Origin of the sequence: Minwuia sp. IMCC3060, assembly GCF_029909435.1 — a bacterium.
In the GTDB taxonomy this organism is placed as follows: domain Bacteria; phylum Pseudomonadota; class Alphaproteobacteria; order Minwuiales; family Minwuiaceae; genus Minwuia.
Genome location: NZ_CP123782.1, coordinates 1,930,832 through 1,947,753, shown reverse-complemented (window position 1 = coordinate 1,947,753; position 16,922 = coordinate 1,930,832). Strand labels below are relative to the sequence as shown.

14 protein-coding genes are annotated in these 16,922 nt (G+C 62.9%); 11 read left to right on the top strand and 3 right to left on the bottom strand.

The features are described from left to right. Nucleotides 1–44 precede the first annotated feature (44 nt). The 9 genes from QGV54_RS09135 (at nt 45) to QGV54_RS09095 (ending at nt 10,748) form a co-directional block, all read left to right on the top strand. Entirely contained in the window at nt 45–332 is a 288-nt protein-coding gene (locus QGV54_RS09135; RefSeq protein ID WP_281017149.1) for a DUF1330 domain-containing protein, read from the top strand. A 34-nt stretch (nt 333–366) separates the two neighbouring features. Then, entirely contained in the window at nt 367–1,275 is a 909-nt protein-coding gene (locus QGV54_RS09130) for a hypothetical protein (RefSeq protein WP_281017150.1), read from the top strand. Between the two features lie 21 nt (nt 1,276–1,296). Continuing rightward, nucleotides 1,297–2,223: a homoserine O-succinyltransferase gene (locus tag QGV54_RS09125; protein WP_281017151.1), complete on the top strand. Its 927-nt coding sequence runs from the start codon at nt 1,297–1,299 to the stop codon at nt 2,221–2,223. Nucleotides 2,224–2,433: 210 nt separating this feature from the next. Then, nucleotides 2,434–4,587: a tetratricopeptide repeat protein gene (locus QGV54_RS09120; RefSeq protein ID WP_281017152.1), complete on the top strand. Its 2,154-nt coding sequence runs from the start codon at nt 2,434–2,436 to the stop codon at nt 4,585–4,587. Between the two features lie 2 nt (nt 4,588–4,589). Beyond that, on the top strand, nt 4,590–6,122 hold the full coding sequence (locus QGV54_RS09115) for a GAF domain-containing protein (RefSeq protein WP_281017153.1): 1,533 nt from the start codon (nt 4,590–4,592) through the stop codon (nt 6,120–6,122). Next, nucleotides 6,119–7,387 (top strand): hypothetical protein, encoded by a 1,269-nt coding sequence (locus tag QGV54_RS09110; RefSeq protein ID WP_281017154.1) that lies wholly within the window; start codon nt 6,119–6,121, stop codon nt 7,385–7,387. Before QGV54_RS09115 ends, QGV54_RS09110 begins: the two co-directional genes overlap by 4 nt. Continuing rightward, a complete protein-coding gene (gene pelF / locus QGV54_RS09105) occupies nt 7,374–8,912 on the top strand; it encodes a GT4 family glycosyltransferase PelF (protein ID WP_281017155.1) in 1,539 nt (512 codons plus the stop codon). Before QGV54_RS09110 ends, pelF begins: the two co-directional genes overlap by 14 nt. Beyond that, on the top strand, nt 8,912–10,288 hold the full coding sequence (pelG, locus tag QGV54_RS09100) for an exopolysaccharide Pel transporter PelG (RefSeq protein WP_281017156.1): 1,377 nt from the start codon (nt 8,912–8,914) through the stop codon (nt 10,286–10,288). Before pelF ends, pelG begins: the two co-directional genes overlap by 1 nt. A 10-nt stretch (nt 10,289–10,298) precedes the next feature. Further along, on the top strand, nt 10,299–10,748 hold the full coding sequence (locus tag QGV54_RS09095; protein ID WP_281017157.1) for a GFA family protein: 450 nt from the start codon (nt 10,299–10,301) through the stop codon (nt 10,746–10,748). A gap of 103 nt (nt 10,749–10,851) precedes the next feature. Here the strand turns inward: QGV54_RS09095 and QGV54_RS09090 are convergent, their stop codons facing one another. Then, a complete protein-coding gene (locus QGV54_RS09090) occupies nt 10,852–12,648 on the bottom strand; it encodes an acyl-CoA dehydrogenase family protein (RefSeq protein ID WP_281017158.1) in 1,797 nt (598 codons plus the stop codon). A 133-nt stretch (nt 12,649–12,781) separates the two neighbouring features. Here QGV54_RS09090 and QGV54_RS09085 point away from each other — a divergent pair, with 133 nt between their 5' ends. Then, nucleotides 12,782–13,735, top strand: a complete 954-nt coding sequence (locus tag QGV54_RS09085) for a LysR substrate-binding domain-containing protein (RefSeq protein WP_281017159.1) — start codon at nt 12,782–12,784, stop codon at nt 13,733–13,735. Between the two features lie 170 nt (nt 13,736–13,905). On the opposite strand, the gene QGV54_RS09080 is transcribed toward QGV54_RS09085, so the two are convergent. Next, complete coding sequence (locus QGV54_RS09080; RefSeq protein WP_281017160.1) at nt 13,906–14,670, bottom strand: crotonase/enoyl-CoA hydratase family protein; 765 nt, start codon at nt 14,668–14,670, stop codon at nt 13,906–13,908. Nucleotides 14,671–14,748: 78 nt separating this feature from the next. Then, nucleotides 14,749–15,633: a LysR family transcriptional regulator gene (locus QGV54_RS09075; protein WP_348638776.1), complete on the bottom strand. Its 885-nt coding sequence runs from the start codon at nt 15,631–15,633 to the stop codon at nt 14,749–14,751. Between the two features lie 142 nt (nt 15,634–15,775). Here QGV54_RS09075 and QGV54_RS09070 point away from each other — a divergent pair, with 142 nt between their 5' ends. Beyond that, nucleotides 15,776–16,921, top strand: a complete 1,146-nt coding sequence (locus QGV54_RS09070; protein ID WP_281017162.1) for a nitronate monooxygenase family protein — start codon at nt 15,776–15,778, stop codon at nt 16,919–16,921. The last annotated feature ends 1 nt before the right edge of the window (nt 16,922 follow it).

Below are 16,922 nucleotides of genomic sequence, written 5' to 3'. Positions count from 1 at the left end.
ATGATCCGAGTGGAACAATTCACATCAACCGGGGAGCCAAGTCCATGAGCGCGTTCGTCATTGCCAGAGTTAATGTCACCGATCCGGCCAAGTACGAGAATTACAAGGCGCTCGCGCCCGCGACGATCGCCAAGTACCAGGGAGAGTATGTCGCCAGGGGCGGGGAGACCGTGACGCTGGAGGGACCGGCCGAAACCCACCGTGTGGTGGTCCTGCGCTTCGCCTCGCTGGAGGCCGCGAAGACCTGGTACAACTCGCCGGAATATCAGGCGGCGAAGAAGGAGCGTGAGGGCGCTGCCGATGGCTCCTTCATCGCGGTGGAGGGGCTCTGAGCCTTTCGGTCTTTCTGACTTCTGGAGTTGTCTGATGTTCTACGAATCCGGCGATGCGTTCCGCCGCGCGGCGCACAAGTCGATCACGCTGCTCGGCATGTCGGGTGTCGGCAAGACGATGCTGGCGGAACGCCTGCCGACCGATCTCTGGTTCCACTATTCGGCGGATTACCGGATCGGGACGAAGTATCTGGAAGAGGACATTCTCGACAACATCAAGCGTCAGGCGATGCAGGTCCCGTTCCTGCGGAACCTGCTGCTGTCGGACTCGATCTACATCTGCTCCAACATCACCGTCCAGAACCTGGACCCGATCTCGACCTTTCTGGGCAAGATCGGGCGACCGGCACCGGATGGGATGGAGGAAGGCGGCCTGAGCTATGCCGACTTCCGTGAGCGCCAGGACCTGCATGAACAGGGCGAGATCAGCTCCATGCATGATGTCGCCCGTTTCATGCGCAAGGCGCTGGATATCTACGGCTACCCGAATTTCATCAATGATGCGTCCGGCAGCATCTGCGAGATCGTGGATCCTTCGGGCAGCCAGGAGGATCCGGTACTGCATGCGCTGGCCGAGCATACGTTGCTGCTCTACATCCGCGCGGGGGAGGCGGACTACAACCGGATCCAGGCGGCGGCGATGCGCAATCCGAAACCACTGTTCTATCGCGACGACTTCCTGCGCTCCGTGATCCCCGAGTATCGGGAGGAGCGCGGCCTGCCTGCCGCACCCGTCGAGCAGGTGGCGGACATCGATCCGGATGATTTCGTGAAGTGGGTGTTTCCGAAGCTGTGGCAGCATCGCATCCCCCGCTACCAGGCCATCGCGGACAGATATGGCTATGTGGTCGAGGCTGCGGATGTTGCCGGGGTCCGTGATCATGATGACGTGATCAATCTGGTCGCGGACGCGATTGACCGTCGCGTCCGGGCCGCGGCCTGAACCGGCGGGGAGCGTTTCGAAATGACACTGTTCCTGCCCGAAGGATTGCCCTGTCTGGCGCAATTGCGCCAGGAGGGCCTGTCGGTGGCGGAGGTCGCCACGCCTGATGCGGCACCTGACAGCGCGCTTCGCATCGGCATCCTGAACCTGATGCCGGACAAGATCGCGACCGAGGTGCAGCTCATCCGCATGCTGGCGCATGAGACCCACGACGTGGCGGTCGTGCTGTTTGCCACCAGCGCCTACATGGACCGCGTGCGTCAGCCAGACTACCGGTCCGCGAATACCCCGGTGGACCATCTGAGGAAGTTCTATCGCAGCTTCGCGGAGGTGCGGGAATTCCGCTTCGACGGGTTGATCATCACAGGTGCGCCTGTCGAGCAGGTGCCCTTTGAAGAGGTGCCCTACTGGTCGGAGATGGAACAGATCCTGGACTGGATCGGACAGCGTCACCTGGGTGTGTTCAGCATCTGCTGGGGCGCACAGGCCGCGTTGAAGCACTATTACGGAATGCCGAAACACGTATTGAGTGCCAAGAGGTTCGGCGTTTTTTCTCATGCAGTACTGGATGAAGGATCGGTGCTGCGTGGCGTCAGCAGGCCCTTCGCGGTTCCAGTGTCCCGACATTCCGAAACCCGTCGGGAGGATCTGCCGGCTGACACGGGTCTGGTGGTTCTGGCGGAAAGCGCCGAGGCGGGGATCTGTCTGCTCGAGGACCCGGCGAAGGGCTGCGTCTACATGCTCAATCACTTCGAATATGACGCCGATACCCTGAAGCGAGAGTACGATCGCGACAAGAAATCCGGTGCGGCGATAGAGCTGCCGCTGAACTACTATCCCGACGATGATGACACCGCCCAACCGGTGGCGCACTGGCAGCAGGATGGTCGGGCATTCTATGGCAACTGGCTCGACAGCGTCGCGAGCCGTCGCGCATCAGGCGTCTGAGGGGAAGCCGCCATTGTGCCATAACGGGCGTGTGTTGTTTTATTTCAACCACTTCCGGCGCCAGAAGCGTTAGCTTGCTGGTCATCAACTTGCATTAATCTGGAGATCAGTTGGTCTATTGTGCAATTTGCACATGGGAAACGATCCGGGGGTTTGGCTTGCGTGCGTAGGATGTCGGCGGCTCGCGACGGGACGGGAAGGGCGGGGACAATGCTGTCCCGCGCCCTGCTGGTGCTTGCGCTGATCATGTCGCCGGTCACCAGCGGCATCGGCCAGTCCGCAGCCGTCGATGCGCCGCTGGTACGCGTGCTTTCGGCCGATCTGGGACCCATGGCACGGCTCGAGTTTTCCTGGCCCGGTCCTTTCCATGCCGAGATCGACCGCAGCGACCGGCAGTTGGTCCTGCGGTTTGATCAGGAGTTCAACAGCCCGTTCGTCGGCGCCTTGCGACAGCGGCTGGCCAACTGGGTTGTCGGAGTTGACAAGCGCGCGCGCTCCATTGCCATCACGACACGGCAGGACGCCGAGTTTGCCGTTCAGATCGACGGCAACGTCCTGGCGGTGGAGATCACGGCCCGTCCCGCACGGCTGGACGGCACGACAGCGGCCGGTGGAGCGACAGCCGCACTGAACCTGCAGCCGCCGGGCAGGGCAAAGCAGGACGCCACACGCGACCGATCGGTTGTTCTGGTGCCCCCGGGGGGATCTTCGACAGCGCGTGTGCCGGCCGTTCCGGCTCCGGCTCCGGTTCCGAACCGCGATCCGGCAGTTCAGCGGCGTCTAGACGCGGCGGCGGAACGCGCCCTGAAACTGCTCAGGCTCAAGGGACCGAACGTCCGGCCGGAGGTTTCCAGCGCGACCGTCGAACAGAGCACCACCACCGTGACGGAACTTGTCCTGCAGCCGCGCGTCGAGGTTTCGTCCGGCCCGGCGGGTGTCGACATCCAGTTTTTCTGGCCCAAGACGGTGACGATCGAACCGGAGGCAAGTGAGAGCGAATTGCTGCTCCGGTTCGCTGAGCCGATTGACAGCAGCGTCGCGGACGGGATCGCGGAGCAGTTGCCCGGCTGGCTCAGCAGTGTCTCCGTCGGCTACGACAGCATGCTCATCGTTGCCACGCGCCCGGTGAACTTCGGGCTCGGGCACGAGGGCGCGGTGACACGGATCACGCTGACGGAGGCGGGCGGAGCGTCAGCCGACGCCAGGTCGGCAGAGGACCTTCGGCTGGATGTCCTGCGCGCACGGCTGAAGGCGCGGCAGGGCAAGACGGATGCTGCCCGTTCCGATCTGCAGGACCTGCAGCAGACCGCACCCGACAATGCGGATGTGCTGGTCGAGCTTGCGACCCTGGAGGAAAGCGTAGGCTCATGGCGCCGCGCGGTCAGCCTCTATGACAGGGCGCTCAATCTGGACCCGAACCGGCGCGAACTGGCTTCGGCCCGGCGTTCACTGGACCGGGAGCACGGTTCACAGCTTCGCCTCGACAGCGATATCCAGTTCGTGGAGGGCGGTGATACCCAGTGGATCACCGTAGGCAGTGGTCGGGTCATCACGTCAATGACCACGGAGTTCGGCGTCCGCGTCGAGAATCGCTGGCTGGATGACGATCAGGTGCTGCGTGCCAGCGGCGTCACGGAAGCTGTCAGCGAGATGCATCAGCGCGGTGAGGTCTATGGCGCCGTTGAACTCGCACCGGGGCATGACCTGGAGGGGACCCTGCTCGCGGGTGCCGGTTCTCCGGGGGCCGCGCTGCGCTACGACTATCGGACGCCGCAGACCAGGACCACGCTGCGCCTGACCCTGCATCGCTCTTACTGGGAACTGGTTGAGGGCATCGTCGATGATGCGCTGCAGGACGCCATCGGTCTGCGGCACGAGCATCAACTCAGCCGCCGCTGGTTCGCCGAGGCGGAGGCAAGCCTGAACCGCTTCGGTATCGACACCATCGACACTGCTGCAACGTCCTTCGATATTGGCGGCGCCCTGCGTTATCGGGTGCCCTGGGACGCGGCGGACCTGACCGTCGGGTACACGATCAGCGGGCGCTATGTCGGCGCTGTCGAGACGCGACGCGACGCCAATGGCAACGCATTCAATCCATTGCCCCTGACCGATACCGAGTTCCACTCGCTGGACATTTCACTGGGTGACGCGATCGGCTCCGACTTCCGCTACAACACCTTCCTCAGCCTGTCGGCGGACCGGATCGGTGACGGGATCGGTCCCAGCATCGGTGGCGAGCTGTTCTGGGAAATCACCGAGGATTCGCAACTCGGCCTGCGCGCCGGGCATTCCCGGGTTTCGGGCCGTGGCGATGACGCGGTCTTCACGCGCTTCGGCGGCCATCTGCTGGTCAGGTTCTGATCATGCAGTCCGAACAGGCCAGACAGCTGCTGGGTTTTGGTGAGGAAGAGGCCGCACGCACGATCGTGAAGCAGGAATCCATGTTCCTGAAGTCGGCACAGGGTGTCGCCTATCTGGAAATCGCGCTGATCATGATGCTGCTCGTGGGCATCGACTATCTGATCGGCGGCATCAATGGCTTCGCGACGGTCAATCCGAATCCCTACTGGATTCCGGTCATCCTGATCTCGGTCCAGTACGGCGTCTTCGAGGGGCTGGTTGCCGCCTTCCTTTCCTCCATCCTGTCGGTCGGGTCCCGCCTGATCGGGCCCATTCTGGAAGATGCCATCGACAATGGTCTGGATGTGGCCATAAGCGATGCCATCGGCGGCGATTTCACCTCCTTCAACAACGAGGACTACCTGATTGCCTGGCAGTATGCCGCCGAGCCACTGCTCTGGCTGATCGTTGCCCTGATGGTGGGCCTGCTGCGAGAGCGGCTGCGCCAGCGCAATCAGCAGCTCGCCCGGCAATTGAGCGAGACATCGGAACGCGAGCAGGTGCTTACCTCCGCCTATGAGCAGCTGCTTCATACCAAGGAACATCTGGAAGTCCGTGTCGCGGGCCAGCTCAAGACGGTGTTCACGCTCTACCAGGCGGCGAAGGCCATCGAGAAGCTCGGCCCCGGTGAGGTCCTGATCGGTATTGCCGATCTGGTCCGCGCGGTCATGCAGCCGACCAAGTTCTCGCTCTATCTGCTGAACGGCAGCGTACTGGAGGCCGTGACCAATGACGGGTGGGACGACGACGATACCTACGCGCGGGTGTTCGATTCCTCGACCGCGATCTTTCAGGAAGTGGTGGGCCGCCGCCACATCATGTCCGTCGTCAACACGGTCGATGAGCGGCTGCTGGCGGGGGAGGGCATTCTCGCCGGGCCTCTGACGTCCGTCGATACCGGCGAAGTCGTCGGCATGCTGAAGATCGAGAAGCTGGGCTTCCTGGACCTGCATGTTTCCTCACTGGAGAACTTCCGCATTCTCAGCGAATGGGTCGGCACGGCCTTCGCCAACGCCCGTCGCTTCCGGAAGGCGCAGGGCAACATGTACTTCAATGATGACCGGACACTGTTGAGCGACACCGTCTATCGCCAGCATTCGCGGTTCATGAAGATCCTGGGCGAGAACCTGGGGATCGACGTGACTGCGGTGCAGCTGAAGGCAGAGGGGCTGGACGTGTTGCACGAGAACCGCCGCCATGCGGTGATCAAGGCCCTGCGTGATGTTGTCGAGCAGCATATGTCGCCCATGGTGCAGGCTTTCGAGTACAAGCAGAACGGGCGCGAGTTCGCGCTCATCCTGCCTACCGTCAACGCCGAAACGGATGGCGCAACGGTGGCCGAGAGCATTGCCAGTGCCGTGATGCACTATCTGGAAGTGGCCAGGGTGGAGGAGGTGAAGATCACCGCGACCGCCAAGGCGATCTATACCACACCCACCGAGCGTGACGCCGGGACCACCCCGGACACGCCGATCCTCAGGGCAGGCCGGGGATGAGCGGTGCGGCACTTTCCGATGCGGCTCTTGAGGCGGAACTGGAACGGATCGAGGTCGAGCGTGAGCGTCGCAAGGCATCGGTCGGCGGCAGTGATCATGCGACCCTCTCCATTCTGGGAATTGCCCTTCTGGCGACCATTGCCGAGGCAGGCATTCTGTACTTTCTCTATGCGCGCCTCGGTCCGGCCTGGATTGCGGCGGTGATGCACGCCCTGGCAGCGGTTCTGCTGGGGTTTGCTGCATGGAAGGTGCGACCCAACGGCGGCCACTCCCGCTATCTGGTGCTGGTGTTCGTCGCGACGACCTTCCTCGGCATCTTCGGGCCCCTTGGCACCATGATGGCAATGCTGCTGCATGTCCATTTCCGCAGGAACGCGACACCGTTCGAGGAGTGGTATGCGTCCCTGTTTCCCGATCATTTCGACGAGCCCTCCGAGAAGCTCTACGAGATGCTGACCCGTGGACTGGCCGACTCGGCGAAGCAGCAGAATGTCACCTCCTTCACAGATGTCCTGCAATATGGCTCCATCGAGCAGAAGCGGGCGGTGATCTCCCTGCTGACCCGCGACTTCAAGCCGGAATTCGCCCCGGCGCTGCAATCAGCCCTTTCCGACAGCAATCCGGCGGTGCGGGTGCAGGCGGCAACGGCCGCCGCAAGCATCGAGAACGACTTCCTGGAGCGGGCGATGGAGCTGGAGCAGGCGGCCAGGGCTGCTTCCGGTGACTATGCGGCCCAACTGGAGGTCGCCCGCCATTTCGACAAGTATGCCTTCAGCGGCATTCTTGATGGTGACCGGCAGGCGGAGAACCGCCGCAAGGCCGAGGAGGGGTATCGCAGGGCGCTGGATCTGGAGCCGACACTTGCGGATGCGCTGCTGGGGGTTGGCCGGCTTATGGTGCGGACAGACCGGCTGGAAGAAGCCGCACGCTGGTTCGAGGCTGGTTTCGCCAAGGGTATCCTGCGCCCCAGCGAACTGGCCTGGTACATGGAAACGGTCTTCCGCCTGGGTGATTTCGACCGGCTGCGGTACGCCGTTGCGGGATTTGGGGATGATCTGCTGGCCGATCCGACGATCAATGATCGCCTGCGCGACGTTATCATGGCCTGGCAGGGCGTGGACCCGACAAGGGAACTGGAAGAGGCCGAGCGGCAGATGCACCCGCCGGAGGGAGATGCCATCAGTTCGACAACGGACACGCCGACTGATGCCGCGCGCGAAGCCATGATGACAGGGGAGGCACTGGTACCCGATGGCGCGCGTTGATCATTTCGAACCTGTGGACGTGTGCCTGGTTCTGGAAGGCACCTACCCCTATGTGGCGGGCGGCGTGTCGAGCTGGGTGCATGACCTGGTGGGTGCGCAGAGCGATCTGACCTTCCATATCGTCAGCCTGATGCCGGGCGAGAAGCCACCGGAGCGTCGCTACGAGGTGCCGGACAATGTCCGGGGCATCAATCACGTGTTCCTGCAGAAGATGCCGTCAGGCAGTGGCAGGATCAGACGGTTGAAGCAGCATCTGAGCGACATGGAACCGGCGCTGAAATCCATGCAGGCGGCAGGTGACCTGAAGGATGTCGCCCACCTGCTGAAGACCCTTGCGCCGAACCGAAAGGCGTTCGGGCGTGACACCCTGCTGAACTCCGAGCCAGCCTGGCAGATGCTGCTGCGCATGTACCGCCAGGACATGCCGGAGAGTTCGTTCCTCGATTACTTCTGGACCTGGCGGTCCCTGCTGGGGGGGCTGTTCAACATCCTGCTGTCGCCGATGCCGGAGGCGAAGGTGTTCCACACCGTTTCCACCGGTTATGCGGGTCTGTTCGCCGCGCGGGCGAAGCTGGAGACCGGACGGCCGGTGCTGCTGACCGAGCATGGCATCTACACCAATGAACGCCGGATCGAGATCGCCATGGCCGACTGGCTCTATGAGGCACCGGGCGGCAGCCTCGGGCTGGAGAAGCCGAAACGTGACCTGAAGGACCTCTGGATCGATACCTTCGTGGCCTACAGCCGTTGCTGCTATCAGGCCTGCGATCAGATCATCACGCTCTATACGGGCAATCAGGACCTGCAGCGGCGCGACGGCGCGGCAGAGGAACTGTTGCGCATCATCCCGAATGGTGTCGATTACGAGAAGTATTCCAAGGTGGAGCGGACACCGAACGACCGGCCGACGATCGCCCTGATCGGGCGTGTCGTCCCCATCAAGGACGTGAAGACCTACATCCGCGCGGTTGCCCTGCTGCGGCGGGAGGTTCCCGACATCAAGGCCCTGATGATGGGGCCCACGGACGAGGACGTGGATTACTACCGCGAGTGTCAGCAGATGGTCGATCATCTGGACCTGAAGGAGAATTTCATCTTCACCGGTCGCGTTCAGTTGACCGAGTACCTGGGCCAGGTGGATGTCATGGTCCTGACCTCCATCTCGGAGGCGCAGCCGCTTGTCATTCTGGAGGGTGGTGCGGCAGGAATTCCGACGGTTTCAACTGACGTCGGCGCCTGTCGCGACATGCTGTTCGGCATGCCGCACGAGGATCCGCCGCTGGGTACGGGCGGGGCCATCACGCCACTATCCAACCCGGCGGAGACAGCGAAGGAGCTTGCGGCACTGATCAAGGATCCGGCCTACATGGCCAGCGCCCGGAAGGCGATCAAGGAACGTGTCCGCAAGTACTACAACAAGCTGGAGATCGACCGGATCTACCACGAGCTCTACGAGACCTTCATTGCCTATGAGACCATGTCCCCGGACGAACGCGTGAAGCGCGCCGAGCAGGAGGCCGCCTGATGGCCGGTATCGGATTTGCCCTGCGCCGTCTGACGGATCGCGATGACCTGCTTGGTATCGTGCAGGGCTATGCGCATTCGACGATCGTCTCGTCGGGGCCGTGGCTGTTCACGATCCTGGCTGTGGGGTCGATCAATCTCTTCGGGATCTATTTCACCGATCTGGAGGAGCTGATCTCCTTCCGCATCGTGCTGATCTACAACTTTGCCTTCAGCCTGGCCTTCTCCGGGCCGATCCTGCTGGTCGCGACCCGATACCTGGCCGACATGATCTACAAGAAGGCGGTCGTCGAGGCTCCGGGGATGCTGGTCGCGGCGCTGTTCATGCTGCTGACCACACAGGCATTCATCGTCGTTCCGTTCTATTTCTTCGTGGTCGATGTGCCGCCGCTGATCATCGCCGGGGCGCTGATGAACTACTTCCTCGTCACCGCCATCTGGATGGTGAATGTCTTCCTGACAGCGCTGAAGGACTATCGCTCCATCACCCTGGCGTTCTTCATCGGCATGATGTCCGGCGGTGGAATGGGGCTGTTCCTTGCCGCCGATTTCGGTGCCTTCGGCATTCTCGTCGGTTTCAACTTCGGTTTGGGCCTGATCTTCTTCGCCCTGGTTGCCCGGGTGTTTGCCGAATATCCCTATCGCATCACGCGCCCGTTCGCGTTCCTTGCCTATTTCCGCAAGTACTGGGATCTGGCGCTGGCCGGGCTGATCTACAATCTGGCGATCTGGGTCGACAAGTGGGTGATGTGGTGCGCGCCGGAACGCGAGGTGCTGGAAAGCGGGTTCGTTTCCTACCCGATCTATGACGGCGCCATGTTCCTGGCCTATCTGACCATCGTTCCGGCGATGGCGGTGTTCATCGTCAATATCGAGACGCGCTTCTTCGAGCATTACCAGCGGTTCTATCGCGACATCGAGCATCACGCGAACTACGAGCGGATCGAGGAAAACCACAAGAACCTGATCGACGCCCTGCTGGCCGCGTCCCGAAACGTGATCGTGCTGCAGTTCTGCCTGTGTGTGACCGCCATCCTGGTTGCCGGCCCACTGTTCGAGGCGGTGGGCATTCCGGCGCTGCAACTGGGCGTCTTCCGCTTCGGTGTGCTGGGCGCCCTGTTCCATGTACTGCTGATGTTCGTCGGAATCGTGCTGGCCTACTTCGATCTGCGCAAGGTCATGCTGGGGGTGCAGGTGCTCTACCTGCTGACCAACGGCCTGTTCACCTGGGTGACGATGGAACTCGGATTTCCCTACTACGGATACGGCTACTTCGTGGCCTCGCTGGTGACCTTCCTGGTCGGCTATGGCGTCTGCGCCTGGCATGTCGGTCGGTTGCCGTTCCTGACCTTTGTCCGCAACAACGCGTCGGTGTGAGGGCTGGTCCATGACAGCCGGGGGCGGACGCGATCAGTTACATTCCGGCGGTTGCCTCTGCGGTGCCGTGCGCTACAGCGTGGCCGGTGCGCCGGCGATCGTGGCCCACTGCCACTGCCGGGATTGCCAGCGCAGTGGCGGGGCAGGGCATTCGACCGGGGCCATGTTCCCCGTGGACCGGTTCAGGATCAGCGGCGACCTGAGCGCGTTCACAATCACGTCCGACAACGGAACCCGCGTCGTCCGGTCGTTCTGTCCGACCTGTGGCAGCGGGATATTCGGACGCAACGACGGCACGACCGGGCATGTCACCATCGCTCTCGGCACGCTGGACGATCCGTCCGCCTTCACGCCCGAAGTCGTTGTCTTCGCCCGCTCCCGGCCCGCATGGGACACGATGAACCCGGCCCTGCTGACCTTCGATGACCAGTCTGCCTGGAACCCGGACGACGGAGCCTGAACCGCCTCGGACTGTTATCCGGAACGAAGGCGGGGGGACTCCGGGTCCAGGCCCCGACACGTCGCCGGGCATTGCCTGAAAGGCATGGTTGCTGAGGCCACCCTCAGCCGAGCAGAGGGATCACATCCTTCAACTCGACCGTCCCGTCACGGAGCAGCAGGTGTTCCGCCGCATTCTCCCAGTCCTGCTGCCTTGGCGGAGCCGTCGGGTGATGCGGCGCCAGGTGATGTTCCAGGATCATCCGCGAGATGAGGGCGCGCCGTGCGTCACCCCCGTCACGGCCGAGCCTGTCACCCTCCCAGGCGAGCAGGACCGCGCTCAATGCATGATAAAGCAGGCTTGTCGCCAGACGGGCGTAACGTTCGTTGTCGGGGTTCTCGGCCACGGCCTGCACATATTCCGTCACCTCGTCCGCAACGTTGCGCAGCCGTTCAAGAAAATGGTCCGGCAGGGTCTCGATCTCATCGATCAGGCGGTGGAGTTCCGCTCTGAAAAGCTCATGCGCCCGTGACTTCGCGACAGCACGCTGCACGACATCGAGGGCATTGACGACGCTTGTCCCTTCCCACAGCACCGGAACGAAGGAATCCCGCAGCAACCGCGCGTTCACCCAGTCCTCGATGACACCATTGCCACCGCGCACCTCGATTGCCTTCGCGCATGCACGCACATTGTCCCGATTGCTGCGCATCTTGATCACAGGGGTGACGATGCGGAGCAGCAGCGTCGCGTCGTTGGAGCCTCCCTCGGCCTTAGCCAGGAGATTGCCGCCGTAGAGCGACGTCGAAAGGGCTGCCTCGGTGGGTACGAGCAACTGCATGATCTGGCGACGAAACAGCGGCTGCTCGAGGGCGGCTTTCCCGAACAGCTTCCGCGAGCGGCCAAAGGCAAGCGCCTCGTTCAGGGCCCGCCGCATGGTGGCTGCTGCCCGCATGCCATGCGAGAGGCGAGACATGTTGACCTGGTCGAGAAGGATCTTGATGCCTTGCCGCCGCTCACCAAGGACATGCGCGACGGCCCCTTCGTAGACGATCTCGCCGCTTGCCAGGGACCGGCTTCCAAGCTTGTCCTTCAGGCGCACGATCCGGTAGCTGTTGCGGGAGCCGTCATCCAGATCACGCGGAACGACAAAGGCAGTCAGTCCTGCCGTACCGGGCCCGTCCCCTTCACATCGCGCCAGCAGGACAGCGACCCCGCAGTCGGGGTTCGAGCAGAACCACTTCTCTCCATAGAGCCGCCAGACCCCGTCTTCCTGCCTTGCACACAATTCGTTCGCGCCGACATCGGAGCCACCGGCCTTTTCGGTCATGAACTGCGCGCCCTGCAACAGCTCGGCAGGATCAAGCGAGATCATGCGCTCGCCATACTTGCTCTTCAGCTCATCGGAGCCGTACTTCAGGACAAGCATCGCCGCGAGCTCGGTCACGGCAAGGGGGCACATCAGGCCGAACTCGGCCTGCGAGAACAAGTAATGCAGGGCGAACTTCACGACCGGAGATACACCGGTCTTCCAGCCCAGGATCGGCCGGTGCGGCGCTGCATGAATTCCGAACTGATGGAAGCCGACTTCCACCATTCGTTCGTAGGCCGGATGGTACTCGATCCACTGCCGGTCCCGACCGAAGCGGTCCCGATTGTGCAGTTTGGGAGGCGTCTTGTCGGAGAGTGTCGCCCATTCATCGAGTTCGTTGCCAGCCAACGCTCCAAGTTGATCGAAGTGCGGCCAGAAGTGCTGCCGCTCCTCATCCGTGAGGTAGAGGCCCAGCAGATCCTGGAGTGCATGGTCGATGGCGAAGAAGTTCGCCCCGCGGCTGTCGCCGCCGACATGGTCGGAGCCGGTAGGCGTTGACGCCGACCGGGACTGGCTGTTTGCGGCAAGTTGTGGGTCGTGAAGAACCATCGGGCTTCTCCCTGATCGAGGTTTCGTATGGATCGTCAGGCGAGGGAGCCTTGGGAGCAAACGACTTTATCGTGGAGAAATTTGAGTTTTTCTCATAGTTTGTCGATCTGAAGGCCAGAGTCCTGGGGTCCGAATGAGCGATTTTCCTCCACTGAATGCGCTGAAGAGCTTTGTCGTGGCAGGGCAGCAATTGAGTTTTACGAAAGCTGCCATTGAGCTCAACGTGACGCCCGGAGCGGTAAGCCGACTGGTCCAGAAACTGGAGGAGCATGTCGGGACAGTGTTGTTCCGGCGCACATCCGGTGGACTTGAACTGACTGCCGAGGGGGCTGATCTCCTTCGTGAAGTCGAAGGGCCGCTGGGTGCAGTTGCGGATGCGACGCGTCGGTTGCGGGATCGGGGGGCGAAACGTCGGCTGACGATTTCCTGCTACCCGACATTTGCCGCACGCTGGCTAATGCCCCGCTGGGTGCGATTCTTCGACCGGCATCCGGACATCGAAGTGCAGATCGCCACCACGTTGACCGACATTGACCTGCACGCGGAACGGACGGTCGATCTGGCAATCCAGCTTGGTCCAAACACAGTGCCCGCCCGATCATCCAAGGGCCTGGTCAGTGATCATCTTCTCGACATCGACATCTGTCCGGTTTCGCGACCCGATCTCTTCAGGGGACTGGAAACACCTCCCGAACTCGTGCGTGCACTGGCGGGAAAGACGCTGGTTCATGCGACGGCGCTGCCGGGTGCCTGGCGGAACTGGCTGCGGAGCTATGCCGATACACGTGACGATGCGGATCTCTGGAACGCGCTCGGTTGCATCGAAACCGATCAGGGTCTGACCTTCGAGACCCAGAACCTGGCATTCCAGGCTGCGCTGGAAGGTATCGGCGTTGCCATCGGCATACGCTGTCTGGTCGACGAGGAGATTCGGGACGGTCTTCTTGTCGAGCCTTTCGGTTTCCGCCGCAGGAGCAGCAAGAGCTTTCATGTCGTCTATCAGCGGCACAGACTGGACGACAGGAGCGCGATGCTCTACCGCGACTGGCTGCTGGAGGAAGCCGGGGCGATGCCGTCACCGCATTAGCCACCGCCTCCGGGCATGCTGCCGATCCGCTACACGCTGTCAGCAGGACAAAGTTCTCCGCGTCGTGGGTCGATGCGGGCGACATGGAGGTCCATTGCATCGCGTTGCACCGCCATGGCCTCGACGTCCTTTTCCTGCATTACGAGCAGGCATGGCTGGCACTGAAATGCCTACCGGCCCTTCCAGACCGGATCGCGCTTCTCGATGAAGGCGCGGGGGCCTTCCTTGAAGTCCTCGGTCTCCGACATGGCCTTGCTGGCGGCGGCGCTCATCTTCCAGAGTTCGGCATCGTCCAGCTTCAGCGCGTTCACGGCAATCTCGCGGCTGGCGCGAACAGCCAGCGGCGCATTGACCACGATGCGGTCTGCCAGGTCGAGCGCGGCCTGCGCCAGGCCATCGAGCGGTACCACATGGTTCACGAGGCCAAGCTGGTAGGCACGGTCAGCGCTGATCGGATCGCCGGTCAGGATCATTTCCATTGCCGGACCCATACCCACCGCGCGGGGCAGGCGGAACAGGCCACCGGCGGCCGCGGCGAGTGACCGTTTCACTTCCGGCAGGCCGAAGCGCGCACCTTCTGCCGCGATGACCATGTCGCAGGACAGCACGATCTCGCAGCCACCCGCGACGGCCGCGCCATTGACGGCGGCGATCAGGGGCTTGGTGCGTTCGCGCTTCACCAGACCGGCGAAACCGCCCTTTTCGGTCGAGAGCGCGCGCCCATTGCCTGCCGAGACTTCCTTCAGGTCCGCGCCGGCACAGAAGACCGTGCCGCTGGACTGGATGATGCCAACCCACAGCTCCGGATCATTCTCCAGCTTGTCGATGGCGGCTTCGATCCCGGATGCCACGTCGCCGTTCACGGCGTTGCGTGCTTCCGGCCGGTCCAGCGTGATGACGAGCACGCGGCCCTTTGTTTCTGTATTCACGGCCATTGTCTGCCTCCCCTTGCATGACTGGACGCATCATTCCCGATGACGGCAGTGCGAGTCCAATGCGAAGCGCAGGGGTGGCTATTCGCTGAGGGAATGGAAATTGAACGACTCCTGCAGGAATTGCTCGAATGCGCTCGCGCCAGGGGACGGCAGACGGGCCTGGCTGATGGCAAACACCATGCGCTGTATCGGCATGTCGACTTCCCTGGTGAACAGGTGAAAGCGGGAACGGAGCCTGCCGAACTCCGGGTTCTGGCTGATCAGCGGCGCACAGGCATCCGTATGGTCGATCAGGTCCTGTATCACGTCCATGTCGTCACAGACGTAGTGGGGGTTCAGGGGCGGCAGGCCGTTGCGGGCGTAGAGCGAGGCCAGGTCGGTCTGCAGGGGTTCCACTGTTGCCGGGATGATCATCGGGCAGGCCAGGATGTCCCGCTCCGTCACGATGCTCTGCCGGGTCAGCGGGTGGTCGCGACGGACGGTGAAGGCGCTGTGGAAGGCGGCAAGCGTGGTCAGTTTCAGGTCCGGCCAGCGTTTCAGCCAACCCCGGTGACCGACCACACCATCCAGATCTCCCGTGGTCAGGCGGGGGACCAGGTCATCCGTCGCACCGGTGGTGATCTCGATCCTGAGACCCGGGCGCTCCGCCGCCAGCGCCGCGATGGCGCGCGCGATGTAGCGCTGGTAGCCGGGCGGACAGACGCCGATCCTGAGGCGCCCTGCATGCAGACCCCGATGATCGGCGACATCGGCCAGCAGGTCATCCACATCGCCGATGATCATCCGTGCGCGCGCGACAAAGCGGCGACCCTGTTCGGTCAGGCGCACGCCGCGGGGCAGACGGACAAACAGCGGCGTGCCCAGCTCCGCCTCCACATCCGCGAGACTGCGCGTCAGGGCGGACTGGGTGATGTACAGCGCCTCCGCCGCGCGGGTCACGTTCTCGAAGCGCGCCGTCTCCACGACATGCCGCAGCTTTCTCAGATCGATGGCAATGACAGGACTCCATTCGCCTGGTGAATGGTTTTGATTTTCAAAGGAATTGGACTGAATTGCAAACACGCGCGACACTCCCTGACTGTGAAACATGGGGGAGGATCGGGTCATGCGGTCAGCAGTAACGGAAATGCTGGGAGTCGAGTTCCCGCTGATAGCGTTCTCGCACTGTCGTGATGTGGTGGCGGAAGTCTCGAAGGCCGGCGGTTTCGGCATCTTCGGTGCCGCCGGTATCGGCCCGGGCAAGCTGGAGGCCGAGCTCGCCTGGATCGACGACCACGTGGACGGGAAGCCCTATGGCGTCGATCTGATCGTACCCATGCGCTACGAGTCCAAGGGCGCGAAGGTCACCCGCGACGATCAGGTGTCCAAGGTGCCGCAGACCCATCTCGATTTCGTCACAGGGGTGTTCAACCGCCATGGTATCGAGGGCGACGCGCTTGATCCCGAGAGTCTGAAGCGGGGCACGCGCCTTGGCACCAACATCCGTGACGACGGCGCCAGTGCGCTGCTGGAAGTGGCTTTCTCCCATCCGATCAGGCTGATCGCCAATGCGTTGGGTACGCCGCCCGCCTACATGATCGAGATGGCGCGGAAGCACGGTGTGCCTGTGGCGGCGCTGGTTGGCGCGCGCGAACATGCGATCAAGCAGGTTCAGGCCGGTGTGGACATGATCGTGGCCTCGGGCGGGGAGGCTGGTGGCCATTGTGGCGAGGTCTCCACCATGATCCTGGTGCCGGAAGTCGTCCGCGCGGTCCGGGAGATTTCCGATATTCCGGTCGTTGCTGCCGGGGGCATCGTGACGGGGGAGCAGATGGCCGCCTGCATGGCCATGGGGGCGCAGGGAGTATGGACCGGATCGGTCTGGCTCACCACGGCGGAGGCCGAGACCTCACCCGTGGTGAAGGAGAAGATGCTGGCGGCAACCAGTCGTCAGACCATCCGCGCGAAATCCCGCACCGGCAAGCCATCGCGCCAGTTGCGCTCCGCCTGGACCGATGCGTGGGAGGCGCCTGATGCACCGGAGCCGCTGCCGATGCCGCTGCAGTCGATCATCGCCGAACCCGCGATGGCCCGCATCACGCGGCTGGCGGAGGGTGGACATGAAGGCGCGCGCGACCTGGCTTCCTACTACGTAGGGCAAGGTGTCGGCCTGATGAACACGGCCCAGAGCGCCAAGGGCGTAGTCTATCAGTTCATGGAGGAGTTTCTGGACGCCTCCGAACGCCTGTCCGGCCTGACCGCTCAGGACTGAC

Coding starts and splice junctions, on each gene's coding strand:
- QGV54_RS09135 (WP_281017149.1), top strand. CDS start 45: ATGAGCGCGTTCGTCATTGCCAGAGTTAATGTCACCGATCCGGCCAAG.
- QGV54_RS09130 (WP_281017150.1), top strand. CDS start 367: ATGTTCTACGAATCCGGCGATGCGTTCCGCCGCGCGGCGCACAAGTCG.
- QGV54_RS09125 (WP_281017151.1), top strand. CDS start 1,297: ATGACACTGTTCCTGCCCGAAGGATTGCCCTGTCTGGCGCAATTGCGC.
- QGV54_RS09120 (WP_281017152.1), top strand. CDS start 2,434: ATGCTGTCCCGCGCCCTGCTGGTGCTTGCGCTGATCATGTCGCCGGTC.
- QGV54_RS09115 (WP_281017153.1), top strand. CDS start 4,590: ATGCAGTCCGAACAGGCCAGACAGCTGCTGGGTTTTGGTGAGGAAGAG.
- QGV54_RS09110 (WP_281017154.1), top strand. CDS start 6,119: ATGAGCGGTGCGGCACTTTCCGATGCGGCTCTTGAGGCGGAACTGGAA.
- pelF (WP_281017155.1), top strand. CDS start 7,374: ATGGCGCGCGTTGATCATTTCGAACCTGTGGACGTGTGCCTGGTTCTG.
- pelG (WP_281017156.1), top strand. CDS start 8,912: ATGGCCGGTATCGGATTTGCCCTGCGCCGTCTGACGGATCGCGATGAC.
- QGV54_RS09095 (WP_281017157.1), top strand. CDS start 10,299: ATGACAGCCGGGGGCGGACGCGATCAGTTACATTCCGGCGGTTGCCTC.
- QGV54_RS09090 (WP_281017158.1), bottom strand. CDS start 12,648: ATGGTTCTTCACGACCCACAACTTGCCGCAAACAGCCAGTCCCGGTCG.
- QGV54_RS09085 (WP_281017159.1), top strand. CDS start 12,782: ATGAGCGATTTTCCTCCACTGAATGCGCTGAAGAGCTTTGTCGTGGCA.
- QGV54_RS09080 (WP_281017160.1), bottom strand. CDS start 14,670: ATGGCCGTGAATACAGAAACAAAGGGCCGCGTGCTCGTCATCACGCTG.
- QGV54_RS09070 (WP_281017162.1), top strand. CDS start 15,776: ATGCGGTCAGCAGTAACGGAAATGCTGGGAGTCGAGTTCCCGCTGATA.